The sequence below is a fragment of the Micromonospora sp. Utrum1 genome (genome assembly GCF_057197805.1).
On the sequence record NZ_CM170071.1, the window covers coordinates 2,851,484 to 2,866,836 of the forward strand.

5 protein-coding genes are annotated in these 15,353 nt (G+C 74.7%); all 5 read left to right on the plus strand.

The annotated features are described in order from the left end of the window. The first annotated feature begins 46 nt into the window (after positions 1 to 46). Genes AC0OLQ_RS13570 through AC0OLQ_RS13590 form a run of 5 tightly spaced genes read left to right on the plus strand, consistent with a single transcriptional unit; the run spans position 47 to position 15,336 of the window. Complete coding sequence (locus tag AC0OLQ_RS13570) at positions 47 to 5,506, plus strand: type I polyketide synthase (protein WP_484531599.1); 5,460 nt, start codon at positions 47 to 49, stop codon at positions 5,504 to 5,506. A 27-nt stretch (positions 5,507 to 5,533) separates the two neighbouring features. Next, a complete protein-coding gene (locus AC0OLQ_RS13575) occupies positions 5,534 to 6,487 on the plus strand; it encodes a TauD/TfdA family dioxygenase (RefSeq protein ID WP_484531600.1) in 954 nt (317 codons plus the stop codon). Between the two features lies 1 nt (position 6,488). Next, complete coding sequence (locus AC0OLQ_RS13580) at positions 6,489 to 6,677, plus strand: MbtH family protein (protein WP_107078253.1); 189 nt, start codon at positions 6,489 to 6,491, stop codon at positions 6,675 to 6,677. Next, positions 6,674 to 9,790, plus strand: coding sequence for a non-ribosomal peptide synthetase (locus AC0OLQ_RS13585; protein ID WP_484531601.1), 3,117 nt, complete (start codon positions 6,674 to 6,676; stop codon positions 9,788 to 9,790). Before AC0OLQ_RS13580 ends, AC0OLQ_RS13585 begins: the two co-directional genes overlap by 4 nt. Beyond that, a complete protein-coding gene (locus AC0OLQ_RS13590) occupies positions 9,790 to 15,336 on the plus strand; it encodes an amino acid adenylation domain-containing protein (protein WP_484531602.1) in 5,547 nt (1,848 codons plus the stop codon). Before AC0OLQ_RS13585 ends, AC0OLQ_RS13590 begins: the two co-directional genes overlap by 1 nt. Positions 15,337 to 15,353 lie beyond the last annotated feature (17 nt).

The following is a 15,353-nucleotide window of genomic DNA, read 5'->3' on the forward strand; positions in this document are numbered from 1 at the left end:
GCCGCAACCCCTCCCCGACGCACCGCGTGAGCTAAGGACAACCCGGATGCAGAACGACATTCCCGCCACCGACGACGGCATCGACCCGATCGCGATCGTCGGACTCGCCGCCCGCCTACCCGGCGCGGCCGACGTAGACGAGTTCTGGCGCAACCTGGTCGACGGCGTCGAGTCGGTGACCGAGCTGACCCGCGAGGAGCAGCTCGCCCGCGGCGCCACCCCCGAGGAGGTCGACGACCCCGGCTGGGTGAGCCGGGCCCCGCTGGTCGACGGCTACGACGAGTTCGACGCCGGCCTGTTCGGGATGACCGCCCGCGAGGCCGAGATCACCGACCCGCAGCACCGCCTCTTCCTGGAGACCTGCTACACCGCGCTCCAGGACGCCGGCTACGACCCGGCCCGCTACGACGGCGCGGTCGGCGTGTACGCCGGCACCGGCGGCAACACCTACCTGCACCGCAACGTGCTGCGCAACAAGCGGGTCGGCGGCAGCCCGCACGGTGCGGTCTCCCTGGCCACCGGCAACTCGCCGAACTACGTGGCCACCAACGTCTCCTACCGCCTCGACCTGCGCGGGCCCAGCCTGACCGTGCACACCGCCTGCTCCACCTCGCTGGTGGCGTTCCACCTCGCCTGCGAGGCGCTGCGCAACGGCGAGTGCGACATGGCCCTGGCCGGTGGCGTCAACATCGAGCTGCCGCACGTCGGCTACCTCGGCATGGACGGCTTCACCTCGCCGGACGGCCGGTGCCGCCCCTTCGACGCCGCAGCCAACGGCACGGTGTGGGGCAGCGGCGTCGGGGTCACCCTCCTCAAGCGCCTCTCCGACGCGATCGCCGACGGCGACACCATCCGCGCCGTGGTGCTCGGCAACGCGATCAACAACGACGGCGCCGGCAAGGTCGGCTTCACCGCCCCCAGCATCGACGGGCAGATGGAGGCGGTCGCCCAGGCGGTCGGCCTGGCCGGCATCGACCCGCGCACCATCAGCTACGTCGAGGCGCACGGCACCGGCACCGCGCTCGGGGACCCGATCGAGATCGCCGCCCTCGCCGCGGTGTACACGAAGGACACCGACGACCGGGGCTGGTGCGGCATCGGCTCGGTGAAGTCCAACATCGGCCACCTCAGCCAGCCCTCCGGCATCGTCAGCGTGATCAAGACGGTGCTCGCCATGGAACACGGCCTGATCCCGCCGACCATCAACTACGAGACCCCGAACCCGGCCATCGACTTCGCCGACACCCCGTTCTACGTGGCGAACACGCTGACCAAGTGGGACACCGACGGCGGGCCGCGACGCGCCGGGGTCAGCTCGTTCGGCATCGGCGGCACCAACGCGCACGTGGTGCTGGAGGAGGCGCCGGCCGCGTACCGGACCGAGCGGCGGGTCCGCCCGGCGCACCTGCTCCAGGTCTCGGCGAAGACCCCGACCGCGCTGGACACCGCGGTGAAGCGGCTCGCCGACCACCTGGAGCACGGTCTCGCGGGAGGTCCCGAGCTGCTCGCCGACGTCGCGCACACCCTGCGGGTCGGCCGCCAGCAGTACGCGCACCGCGCCGCGGTTGTCGCCACCGACCTGCCGACGGCGGCGGCCGCCCTGCGGGACAGGCGCAAGGGCCACCGCGGCGTCCTCGACGGCCCCGCCCCGCGGGTCGCTTTCCTGTTCAGCGGCCAGGGGTCACAGTACGCCGGCATGGGCGCCGAGCTCTACGCCGAGGACCCGGCCTTCGCCGCCACCGTGGACGAGTGCGCCGAGCTGCTCCGTCCCGAGCTGGGCCTGGACATCCGGGACCTGATCCTCGGCCGCGACCCGGAGGCGGGGGAGAAACTCACCCAGACCCGCTACACCCAGCCCGCCCTGTTCACCGTCGAGTACGCCCTCGCCACCGCCTGGCAGCGGGCCGGGGTCGCCCCGGCCGCGATGATCGGCCACTCCATCGGCGAGTACGTCGCGGCCACCGTGGCCGGCGTGCTCACCCTTCCCGACGCACTGAGGGTCGTGGCCGCCCGCGGCCGGCTCATGCACTCGCTGCCGGCCGGCTCGATGCTCGCCGTGACGCTGGACGAGTCGACGGTTGCCGACCGGCTGCCCGCCGGGCTGTCGGTGGCCACCGTCAACGGCCCGGGCACCTGCGTGGTAGCCGGCGAGACCGCGCTGGTCGAGGAGTTCGCCGCGAGCCTGGGCGGCAAGAACAAGTCCAAGCTGCTGCGCACCTCGCACGCCTTCCACTCGCCGATGATGGACTCGATCCTCGACGAGTTCACCGCGCTGATGGCCAGCGTGCCGCTGCGCCCGCCGGCCGTGCCGTTCCTGTCCAACGTGACCGGCACCTGGATCACCGAGGCGCAGGCCACCGACCCGGCGTACTGGGCCGCGCACCTACGCCGGCCGGTCCGCTTCGGCGACTGCGTGGCCACGCTGCTCGCCGAGGGCACCTGGGCGCTGGTGGAGTGCGGCCCCGGCCGGCAGCTCGCCAACCTGGCCCGGATGCAGGTCGCCAAGGCCGCCGAGGCGCAGCGGAAGCTGACCCCGCTGGGCAGCCTGCCCGGGCCGGGCGAGCCGACCGGCGACCTGGCCACCCTGCTCGGCACCGCCGGGGCGCTCTGGTGCGCCGGGGTGCCGGTGACCCTGGCCGTCGACCCCGGCGCACGGCGGGTGCCCCTGCCCACCTACCCCTTCGAGCGGCGCCGCTACTGGGTCGACCCGGACCCGGTGGAGCAGGCGACGACCCCGGTCGAGACCGGGCCCCGGCCGCTGCCCGAGTGGTTCGCCGTGCCGGTGTGGCGGCAGGCCGCCCCGGCGCGGACCGTCGTCCCGCTGGGCCGGTGCCTGGTCCTGGCCGACGGCCCGCGCGGCGAGGCGCTCGTCGCGGCCCTGCGCGCCGCCGGCGACAACCCGGTCGAGGTACGCGCCGGCGACGCCTTCGCCGCCACCGCCACCGGCTTCCGGCTGCGCCCCGGCGCCCGGGAGGACCACGAGGCGCTGGTCGCCGCGCTCGGCGCGGGCCTGCCCCGCCGGATCGTGCACGCCTACGCCCTCGACGGCGAGCCGGCCGGCACCGACATCGCCGCCGCCTGGGCCGCCCAGGACCGGGGCTTCTTCAGCGCGCTGCACCTGGTGCAGGCGCTCGCCGGCGCCGGGCTGACCGCCGACGAGGCGGGGATCCACCTCGACCTGGTCACCGCCGGCATCGGCGACGTGCGCGGCGACGACCTGGTCCGGCCCGAGCACGCCACCCTGGCCGGCCTGGCCCGGGTGCTGCCGGTGGAGCTGCCCGGGCTCACCGTCCGCCTGGTCGACGCGGACACCGCCGCGCGCGGGGTCGCCGCGCTCGCGGCCGAGCTGCGCGGCCCGGTCGACCCCGAGCACCCGGAGGTGGCGCTGCGCCGCGACCGGCGCTGGGTGGCCGGCTACGAGCAGATCACCGTCGACGCCGAGGACTCCCCGGGCGTGCTGCGCGAGGCGGGCCGCTACCTGATCACCGGCGGTCTCGGCGGCATCGGCGTCACCCTGGCCGAGGACTTCGCCCGCCGGGCCCGGGCCAAGCTGGTGCTGCTTGCCCGCTCCGGCCTGCCCGAGCGGGACCGGTGGGACGAGCACCTGGCGGTGCGCGGCGGCGCCGACCGGGCCGGCCGGGCCATCGCGGCGATCCGCCGGATGGAGGCGGCCGGGGCCGAGGTGCTGGTGCTCGCCGCCGACGTCACCGACCCCGACGACCTGCGCCGGGTACGCGAGGCGGCGGTCTCCCGGTTCGGCGGGCTGGACGGCATCGTGCACGCCGCCGGCCTGCCCGGCGGCGGCATGGCCGAGATCAAGGAGCGGGCCGAGGCGGAGCGGGTGCTCGCCCCGAAGCTCGCCGGCACGCTCGCCCTGGCCCAGGTCTTCGGCGACCTGCCGCTGGACTTCGTGGCGCTCTGCTCCTCGATCACCGCGGTGATCGGCGGCTTCGGCCAGGTCGACTACTGCGCGGCGAACACCTTCCTGGACGCCTGGGCGCGCTCCGGCGCCGGCTTCCGCGCCCCCGTCGTGTCGCAGAACTGGGGCGGCTGGGCCGAGGTCGGCATGGCCGTGGAGACCAACGCGCCGGCCGCCTTCCGGGCCGCCGGCCGGGACACCGTCACCGGCCCGGTGGACCACCCGGTGCTCACCACGAAGGTGGCCGGTCCGGACGGCACCGTGCTGCACGGCCTGGTCTCCGCCGCCACCCACTGGCTGCTCGACGAGCACCGGATCGGCGGGGTGCCGGTGGTGCCGGGCACCGCCCACCTGGAGTCGGTGCGGGCCGCGGTGACCGCCGCGCTGCCCGCGCCGGGGCCGGACGCCGCCGTGGAACTGCGCGACGTGGTCTTCCTGGAGCCGTTCTCGGTGCCGGACGGCACGGTCGCCCAGTACCGGGTGGAGCTGACGCCCGCCGAGGACGGGGTCGACTTCACCGTGGCCAGCCTGGCCGCCGGCCAGCTCCGCACCCACGTACGCGGCGCCGCGGGCTGGACCACCGAGCCCGCCCCACCGGCCGGCACGCCCGCCGTCGCCGGGCGCCGGGTCGACGACGACTCCTCGTTCGGCCGGGGCCGCACCAGCATGCTCACCTTCGGCCCCCGCTGGGCCGCGCTGGCCGAGCACCACCTGACCGAGGGGGAGGAGCTGGCCCGGGTCGAGGCGCCCGCCGCCGCGCTGGGCGACCTGCCCTCCTGGGGGCTGCACCCGGCGCTGCTGGACGTGGCCACCGCGTTCGGCCGCGGCCAGGGCTCCGGCACCTACCTGCCGCTGTCGTACGGCCGGATCGTGGTGCGCGGGGCGCTGCCGGCCACCTTCCACAGTCACCTGCGGCACCGGCCCGGCGCCACCGACGAGGTGGTGGCGGCCGACCTGTCGCTGCGCGACACCGAGGGCCGGGAACTGGTCGCGATCAGCGACTTCGTGCTGCGCAAGGTGGACCAGGGCGCGGTCACCGGCGGCCTCACCGACGCCCCGGCCGGCGCCGGGGCCGCGCCGGCCCCGGTCACCGAGGACATCCGGCCGGTGGACGGGGCCGAGGCGTTCCGCCGCAGCCTCACCGCCGGCCTGGGCGCGCAGGTGGTCATCACCACCCGCACCGTCGCCGACATCCGGCGGCGCTCGGCCCGGGTGACCACGTACAGCCTGGAAGCGGAGACCGACGCCCCGGCCACCGCGACGGGCGGCGCCGGCGGCGGCTCGGCCGCGCCCTCGACCGAGCTGGAGAAGACCATCGCCCAGGTCTGGCGGGACGGCCTCGGTGTGACCGAGGTCGGCGTGGACGACGACTTCTTCGCCCTCGGCGGCAACTCGCTGGTCGCGGTGCAGCTGATCGCCGCGATGCGCAAGGCCACCGGGGTGCGGCTGCCCATGCGCAGCCTCTTCGAGACCCCCACGGTCGCCGGACTCGCCGCCCGCATCGAGGAGCTGCGGGCCAGCCAACCCGCTGACGAACCGGCCGCGCCGGCGGCGATCCCGGCCATCCCGCGGCTGCCCCGCGCCTGACCTTCGAGAACAAGGAGACACCGCATCATGAGCGACACGATCGCCACGCTGCCGGTGGTCGTCGAGAACGACGGCCGGGCCCTGACCGACCTGATCGCGGCCCGCCGCACCGAGCTGCGGGCCACCCTCGTCGAGCACGGCGGGCTGCTGTTCCGCGGCTTCGACGTCGGCGGGGTGGACGGCTTCGACGGGATGGTCCGCGCCCTGTCCGGCGAACCGCTGACCTACACCGAGCGTTCCTCGCCCCGGCACTCCATCAAGGGCCGGGTCTACACCTCGACCGACTACCCGCCGGACGAGGAGATCTTCCTGCACAACGAGAACTCGTACCAGGCGCGCTGGCCGCTGACCCTGTTCTTCTACTGCATCACGGCGCCCGAGACCCAGGGCGCCACCCCGCTCGCCGACGTGCGCCGGGTCCACGAGCTGATCGACCCCGCGGTGCGCGAGGAGTTCGTCCGGCGGCGCTGGATGCTGGTGCGCAACTTCCACGGCGACTTCGGCACCCGCTGGCAGGAGGTGTTCAACACCGAGAACCGCGCCGAAGTCGAGGCGTACGCGGCGGCCAACGGGATCAGCGTGGAGTGGGTCGGCAAGGACGGCCTGCGCACCCGGGCCGTGCGGGACGTGGTGCACCACCGGCCCGGCTCGGCCGCCCCGCGCTGGTTCAACCATGCCACCTTCTTCCACGTGAGCACCCTCCCGAAGGACTACCAGGAGGGGCTGCTGGCCATGTTCGGCGCCGACGGGCTGCCGTCGAACACCTACTACGGCGACGGCGGCGAGATCCCCGCCGACGTCATGGACCACCTGCGTGCCGCCTACCGGGCGGCCACGGTCCGCTTCGACTACCAGCGCGACGACGTGCTGGTGGTGGACAACATGACCGCCGCGCACGGCCGGGAGCCGTTCACCGGTCCCCGCAAGATCGCCGTGGCGATGGCCGAGCCGTACACCCCCGACACCCCTGGAGCGAACTGAGATGGCCGAACCCCGATTCCTGGTCGTCCGCAACGACGAGGAGCAGTACTCGATCTGGTCGGCCGACCGGGACCTCCCCGCGGGCTGGCACGACACCGGCTTCGCCGGCACCCGCGAGGAGTGCCTGGCCCACATCGACACGGTCTGGACCGACATGCGTCCCCGCTCCGTCCGCGAGGCCCACTCATGAGTCAGGAGTGGACCTTCCCGGCCTCCTTCGCCCAGGAGCGGGTGTGGATGGCCAACCAGCTCGATGCCGGCTCGCCGGTGTTCAACGTGTCCATCCCGTGGCGCTTCCCGGCCGGCATGGGGGCCGACGTGGCCGCCGACGTCGTCAACCGGGTGGTGGCCCGGCACGAGGCGCTCCGTACCCACCTGCGGGTCGACGACGGCGCGCTGGTGCAGGTGGTCCGGGCCCACGAGCCGGCCCCGCTGCCCACCACCGACCTGCGCCACCTGCCCGGAACCGAGCGGCGGGCCGCGTTCGAGGCGATCCGGGCCGAGCTGGCCCGCACCCCGATCCCGCTGGACGCGCCGCCGCTGTGGCGGGCCCGGTTGGTCCGCCTGGACGACGCCTGGGTGCTGGTCTTCGTGGTGCACCACGCCGTCTTCGACAGCCACTCGGCGGTGCTGTTCCACGCCGAACTCGCCGCGTTCAGCGCGGCCGCGCAGGCCGGCGCCGAGCCCGCCGTGCCCGAGCTGCCCATCCAGTACGCCGACTTCGCGGTCTGGCAGCGCGACCAGCTCACCGGCGCGGAACTGGACCGGCAGCTCGCCTTCTGGACCGGTCACCTGGCCGGCGCGCCGCCGGTGACCAACCTGCCGCTGGACCGGCCGCGCCCCGCGCAGCTCGGCTTCGCCGGCGACGAGGTCCGCTTCGACCTGCCCGACGGGCTGCTCGACAGGGTCGGCAGGCTGGCGGCCGGCGCGGCGGCCACGCCGTACATGGTGCTGCTGGCCGCCTTCGCGGCGCTGCTGTCCCGGATCTCCGGCGACACCGACGTGGTCGTGGGCGTCTCCACCGCGGGCCGGGAGAACCCCGAAGTGGCCCCGCTGATCGGCATGTTCGTCAACCCGGTGGCGCTGCGCTGCGACGTCTCCGGCGACCCGACCTTCACCGCGCTGCTCGGCCGGGTCCGCGACGGCCTGGTCGACGCCATGGAGCACGGGCAGACCCCGTTCCAGAAGATCGTCGAGGCGGTCGACCCGGAGCGCGACCCGTCGGTGCAACCGATCTTCCAGACCGCCCTGAACTACATCCCGGACTCCGGCCTCGACCCGGCCGAGCTGGGCACCACCAAGGACGACCTGGCGTTCGACATCACGGCCGGGGAGTGCCGGCTGGTCTACCGGACCGCGCTGTTCGACCGGGCCACCGCCGAGACGGTGGTGCGGCGGTACGTCCGGCTGCTCACCGCCGCCGTGGCCGAACCGGAGCGCCCGGTGGCCGCGCTGCCGCTGCTCACCGACGACGAGCGCGACCTGGTGCTGGGCGCCTGGAACGACACCGCACGGGAGGTGCCGCCGGCCACGGTGGTCGACGAGGTGCAGCGGCAGGCCGCGGCCACCCCGGAGGCCACCGCGCTGGTCTGCGGCGGCGTGCCGCTGACCTACGCCGAGCTGAACGCGGCCGCGAACCGGCTGGCCCGGCTGCTGGTGGCCCGCGGCGCCGGCCCGGAGACCCGGGTGGCGCTCGCCCTGCCCCGCTCCTGCGAGCTGGTGGTGGCGATGCTGGCCGTGCTGAAGTCCGGCGCCGCGTACCTACCGGTGGACACCGGCTACCCGGCCGCGCGGATCGCCTACCTGCTGGAGGACGCCGCGCCGGCCCTCGTGGTGGCCACCCCGGACACCGCCGCCCTGGTGCCCGGCGAGGCGCTGGTGCTCGACGGCGAACTCGGCGCGGACCAGCCGGACGGCGACCTGACCGACGCCGACCGCCGGGCCCCGTTGCGCCCCGAGCACCCGGCGTACGTGCTCCACACCTCCGGCTCCACGGGCCGGCCCAAGGGCGTGGTGGTGGAACACCGGGCGGTGACCGCCTACCTGGCCTGGGCCCGGCACACCTACCCGGGGCTGGCCGGCACCGCGTTGCTGCACTCGCCGGTCTCCTTCGACCTCACCGTCACCGGCCTGCTCGGCACGCTCACCGCCGGCGGCACCGTGCGGCTCGCCGCGATCGACGACGCCGCCGCCCGGGCCGGTGGCCGCCCGGCCTTCCTCAAGGTCACCCCGAGCCACCTGCCGCTGCTCGACGGCGAGCTGTCGCCCACCGCCGACCTGGTGATCGGTGGCGAGGCGCTCACCGGCGAGCAGCTCGCCGGCTGGCGGGCCGCCCACCCCGACGTGGCGGTGGTCAACGAGTACGGCCCGACGGAGGCCACCGTGGGCTGCGTGGCCGCCCGGATCGCCCCGGGCGAGCCGGTCCCGCCGGGCCCGGTGCCGATCGGCACGCCCACCTGGAACACCCGGGCGCTGCTGCTCGACGCCGCTCTCCAGCCGGTGCCGCCCGGCGTGGTCGGCGAGCTGTACGTCACGGGCGCGCAGCTCGCCCGCGGCTACCACCGCCGCCCCGGCCTCACCGCCGAGCGCTTCCTGCCCTGCCCCTACGGCCCGCCCGGCGCGCGGATGTACGCCACCGGCGACCTGGCCCGCTGGCGGCCCGACGGCACCCTGGAGTACCTGGGCCGCCGGGACGACCAGGTGAAGGTGCGCGGCATGCGGATCGAGCTGGGTGAGGTCGAGGCCGCCCTGCTGGCCCACCCGGACGTCCGGGCGGCCGCCGCGGCGGTGCGCACCGACACCGGGGAGCCGACCCTGGTCGGCTATCTGGTCGGCCCGGCCCACGAGGAGTCGGTCCGCGCCGAACTCGCCCGGGAGCTGCCCGCGCACCTGGTGCCGGCGGCCCTGGTCCGGCTCGACGCGCTGCCGCTGACGCCGAACGGCAAGCTGGACCGGGCCGCGCTGCCCGCCCCGGCCGCCGCCCCGGCCGAGGACGCCTACGTCGCGCCGCGCACGGAGGCCGAGTCCCTGGTCGCCGAGGTGTACGCCGAGATCCTCCAGGTGGAGAAGGTCGGCGCCCTGGACGACTTCTTCACCCTCGGCGGCAACTCACTGCGCGGTATGCGGGCGATGGCCCGGATCCGCGCCGAGGTGGACGTCGAGCTGCCCATGCGGGCGTTGTTCAGCAGCCCCGTGGTGGCGGACCTGGCCGCCCAGATCGAGCAGCGGATCGCCGCCGAGCTCGACGGGCTCTCCGACAGCGAGGTCGCCGCGCTGCTCGCGGCGGAAGAGGGAACCAGCTGATGACCGACCTGAAGGATCCGGCCCGCGAGGCGGCCCGGCAGGCGCTGATCGCCAAGCGACTGCGCGCCCGCCAGGCCGCCCCGGCGGCCCGGATCACCCCCCGGCCCGCCGGCGCCGAGGTGCCGCTGTCGTACGCCCAGGAGCGGGTCTGGTTCATGGACCAGCTCGCCCCGGGCGAGGCGGCGTACCACATCGCGGTGCCGCTGCGGGTGCGCGGCCCGCTCGACGTCGAGGCGCTGCGCGCGGCCCTGGCCGCGCTCGCCGCCCGGCACGAGTCGCAGCGCACCCGCTTCCCGGCCGACGCCGACGGCCGCCCCACGGTGGTGGTGGAGGACGTGGTCGAGGTGCCACTGACCATCGTGGACGCCCCCGACGAGACCGCCGCGCAGGCCCTCGTCGACGCGGCCGCCGCCGAGCCGTTCGACCTGGCGCGCGGGCCGCTGCTGCGCGCCCTGCTGATCCGGCTGGCCGCCGACGGCGACAATCCGGCCTCCGCACCGCAGGACGGCGCTCCGGACCGGATGAACGTCGACGACCACGTGCTCTTCCTCGGCCAGCACCACATCGTCGGCGACGGCTGGTCGGTGGACGTGCTGCTGCGTGACCTGATCACCCTCTACCGGGGCGGCGAGCCGCCCGCCCTGCCGGTCCAGTACGGCGACTTCGCCGTCTGGGAGGCCGCCGAGCTGGACGGCCCGCGGGCCCGGGCGCACGTCGACTACTGGAAGCAGCGGCTCGCCGGGATCACCCCGCTCGAGCTGCCGCTGGACCGGCCCCGCCCGGCCACCCAGACCTACCGCGGCGACTTCGTCGAGTTCCAGCTCGACCCGGCGGCCACCGAGGCGCTCAACGCGCTCACCCGGGCGAGCGGCGGCACGCTGTTCATGACCCTGCTCGCCGCGTACCAGGTGCTGCTGGCCCGGCACTCCGGCCAGGACGACTTCGCCGTGGGCGCCTCGGTGGCCGGCCGCTCCGCGCCCGAGCTGGAGAACGTGGTCGGCATGTTCATCAACATGCTGCCGCTCCGCGCCGAGCTGGCCGGCGACCCCACCTTCGCCGAGCTGCTGGCGCGCACCCGGCGCAGCGTGCTGGACGGCTTCGAGCACGCCGAGGTGCCGTTCGCCAAGGTGGTCCACGAGCTGGGCCTGCCCCGCGACGTCAGCCGCTCCCCGGTGTTCCAGGCCATGTTCGTGCTGCAGAACTACGAGATGGGCCGGTTCAGCGGGGTGTCCCGCGCCGACGAGGTCAGCTTTGAGTGGACCCCGATGGAGCTGCGGGCCACCCGGTTCGACTTCGAGCTGCACGCCGTGGAGACGGTCGACGGCCTCTGGGGCAAGCTGGTCTTCAACACCGACCTGTTCACCCGGGACACCGTCGAGCGGATGGCGCAGCGGTGGACCACCCTGCTGGCCGCGATCGTCGCCGCCCCGGACACCCCGGTCTCCCGGCTGGCGCTGCTCCCCGCCGACGAGCGGGAGCTGCTGGCCGGCTGGAACGACACGGCCGCGGACTTCCCGCGTACCCAGACGCTGCACGGGCCGATCGAGGAGCGCGCCGCCGCCACCCCGGACGCGGTCGCCGTCACCATCGAGGACCGCAGCCTCACCTACGCCGAGCTGAACGCGGCGGCCAACCGGATCGCGCACCGGCTGCGCGCCGCCGGCGTCGGCACGGAGACCCTGGTCGGAGTCTGCGCGGAACGCTCGATCGAGCTGGTCGCCGGCCTGCTCGGCGTGCTCAAGGCCGGCGGGGCCTACCTGCCGCTGGACCCGGAGTACCCGGCGGACCGGCTCGCCTTCATGGTCACCGACGCGGACGCGCCCGTGGTGCTGGTCCAGGAGCACCTGCGCGACGTGCTGCCGGCCACCGCGGCCACCGTGCTCGCCCTCGACGACGCCACGGTCTGGGCCGACCAGCCGGCCACCGACCCGGCGCCCACCGCCGGCCCCGAGCACCTGGCGTACGTCATCTACACCTCGGGCTCCACCGGCCGGCCCAAGGGGGTGCCGAACACCCACCGGGGCATCGTCAACCGGCTCGACTGGATGCAGAAGACGTACGGCCTGGGCGCCGACGACGCGGTGCTCCAGAAGACCCCGGCCAGCTTCGACGTCTCGGTCTGGGAGTTCTTCTGGCCGCTGCGCACCGGCGCCCGGCTGGTGCTCGCGAGGCCCGGCGGCCACAAGGACGCCGCCTACCTGCGCGACCTGCTGGTCGCCGAGCGGATCACCACCGCCCACTTCGTGCCGTCGATGCTCACCGTCTTCCTCGCCGAGGAGGGCATCGAGGCGGCCACCGCGCTGCGCCGGGTGATCTGCTCCGGCGAGGAGCTGCCGCTGGCCTCCGCGTTCGACTTCACCGCCCGGCTGCCCTGGTGTGGCCTGCACAACCTGTACGGCCCGACCGAGGCGGCCATCGACGTCACCGCCTGGCACTGCGACCCGGCTCGGCTGGCGGAGGTGACCGGCGTGCCGATCGGCGCGCCGATCGCCAACCTGCGGCTGCACGTGCTGGACCCGGCCGGCGCCGAGTGCCCGGTCGGGGTCGCCGGGGAGCTGCACATCGGCGGCGTCGGGCTGGCCCGCGGCTACCACCGCCGGCCGGCGCTGACCGCCGAGAAGTTCGTCCCCGACCCCTGGTCGGGCGAGCCGGGCGCCCGCCTCTACCGCACCGGTGACCTGGCCCGCTGGGTCGTCGCGCCGGACGGGACCGGGGTCATCGAGTTCCTCGGCCGGATCGACCACCAGGTCAAGCTGCGCGGCCTGCGCATCGAGCTGGGCGAGATCGAGAGCGCGCTGCGCGAGCAGCCCGGGGTGACCGAGGCCGCAGTGATCGTCCGCGAGGACAGCCCCGGCGACAAGCGGCTCACCGCGTACCTGGTCGGGCCGGCCGAGCACGCGGCGGTGAAGGCCGCGCTCAAGGAGACGCTGCCGGAGTACATGGTGCCGGCCGCGTTCGTCACCCTCGACGCGCTGCCGCTGACCCCGAACGGCAAGCTCGACCGCAGGGCGCTGCCCGCGCCGGTGGTCACCCGCGAGGCGTCGGTGGCGCTGGTCGAGCCCCGCGACGACACCGAGCGGGCGCTCGCCGCCATCTGGTCCGAGGTGCTCGGCGTCGACACGCTCGGCATCGACGACGACTTCTTCGACCTGGGCGGGCACTCCATGCTCGCCACCCAGGTGGTCGCGAAGATCCGCAAGGCGGAGCTGGGCGGTCGGGCGGTCGGCGTCATGGACCTGTTCCAGCAGCGGACCATCCGCGACCTGGCCGCGTTCATCGCCGGCGACGCCGCCGAGGCCGGCCCGCGCCGGCTGCTCTACGAGCTCACCAAGCCGATCCCCGCCGCCCAGCGTGTGCTCACCTACGTCTGCGTCCCGTACGGCGGCGGCAGCGCCATCGTCTACCAGCCCCTCGCGGACGCGCTGCCGGCCGGGCACGCGCTGTGGTCGCTGGCCATCCCCGGCCACGACGTCGGCCTTAGCGAGGACGCGCTGCCCTTCGACGAGCTGACCACCCGGGTGGCCGAGGAGATCCTGGAACGGGTCGAGGGGCCGCTGGCCCTCTACGGCCACTGCGGCGTGGGCAGCGCCATCGTGGCCGAGGTGGCCCGCAAGGTCGAGGCGGCCGGGCGGGACCTCGACGCGGTCTACATCGGCGCGATGTTCCCGTTCGCCCGACCCAAGGGCTTCTTCGCGGCCGCCCGCAACCGCCTCGAACAGCTGCGCAGCAACAAGCACTACGCCAGCTGGCTCAAGTCGATGGGGGTGGACACCGACGAGCTGGACCCGGAGCAGGCCGACCGGATCATCAGCAACATGCGGGCCGACTCCCGCGCCTCCGAGGAGTACTTCACCCGGCTGCTCGACCGGCAGGCGACGAAGCTGCGCGCCCCGATCATCTCGGTGGTCGGATCCGAGGACCCGGTCACCGACTACCACCGCGAGCGGTACGCCGAGTGGCAGTTCCTCAGCGACACCCTCGGGCTGGTCGTCCTCGACCAGGCCGGGCACTTCTTCCTCAAGTACCGCGCCGAGGAACTCGCCGAGATCGTCACCCGGGTGCACCCGGCGGTGGTCGCCGGCGACGTCACCGACCTCGGCCCACAGGCCTGGGGCGAGGACGCCGGCTGGGCGGTGCTCGACCGGCTGGCGGTCGGCGCGGCGGAGCAACCGGCCGTCCCCACGGTCAAGCCGAGCATGGCCCGCTTCCTGGCGATCACCGTCGGGCAGCTCGTCTCCAGCACCGGGTCGGCGCTGACCGCGTTCGCCCTGCCGATCTGGCTGTTCAACCGGACCGGTTCGGTGGCCGATCTCGGCTTGCTCTGGGCGCTCGCGCTGATCTGCGGCGTGCTGATGCTCCCGGTGGCCGGCGCCGTCGTGGACCGGGTCAGCCGGCGCCGGATCATGATGCTGGCCAGCTCCGTCGCCGGCTCCGTCCAGCTGGTCCTGGCCACCCTGCTGTGGACCGACAACCTGGTGCTCTGGCACATCTACCTGCTGGTCGCGTTCAGCTCCGTCGCCGGGTCGTTCCAGCGGATCGCATTCCAGTCGGCGGTGCCGCAGCTGGTGCCGAAGCGCTACCTCGGCCACGCCATGGGCATCACCCAGCTCTCCACCGGCGTGGCAACCCTGCTCATGCCGGTCTTCGCGGCCGGCCTGCTGGCCGCGATCGAGCTGAAGGGCATCCTGCTCATCGACGTGGCCAGCTACGTGGTGGCGGTGCTCACGCTGGCCGTGGTCCGCTTCCCCGACCTGCTCGGCTGGCGGCCCCGGGAGCGACTTCTGGTGGCCATCGCCAACGGCCTGCGCTACTCGTGGCAGCACCGCGGCTTCCGGCTGATGCTCGGCTACTTCGCGCTGGGCAACATCTTCCTCGCGCCCGCGCTCGTGCTCGCCACCCCGCTGGTGCTGTCCTTCGGCGGCCCGACCCAGGTGGCCCAGGTGGCGCTGGCCGAGGCGGTCGGCGCGGTGGCCGGCGGCGTGCTCATGTCGCTCTGGGGCGGCCCGCGCAAGCGGCGGATGATCGGCGTGCTCATCGGCAACCTGGGCACCGCGGTCGGCTGCGTGCTGATCGGCCTGGACGCCTCGCTGGCGATGATCTGCGTCGGCTTCTGCTGGCTGGCCATGGCGATGACCACCGCGCAGTCGATCTACGCGACCATCGTCCAGGTCAAGGTGCCGCAGCGCTTCCACGGCCGGGTGTTCAGCCTCAACCAGACCATCGCCTGGTCCACCCTGCCCATCGGTTTCGCGCTGCTCGCGCCGGGCGCCACCGCCCTGTTCGAGCCGATGCTCGCCCCGGACGGGGCGCTGGCCGGGCCGGTGGGCGCGGTGATCGGCACCGGCCCGGGCCGCGGCATCGGCTTCGCGTACGTCTGCTTCGGCGTGATCCTGATCCTGATCACCCTCGGCGGCTTCGCGATCCGCCTGCTGCGCCGCTTCGACCTGGAGGTCGAGGACTCCCTCCCCGACGACCTGATCGGCGCGCAGGAGCGGGAACGGCGGCTCGCCGCCCGGGCCGCCGAGCGGGAGAAGGTCGCGGTCTAGGCCGGTGGGGGCCTCCG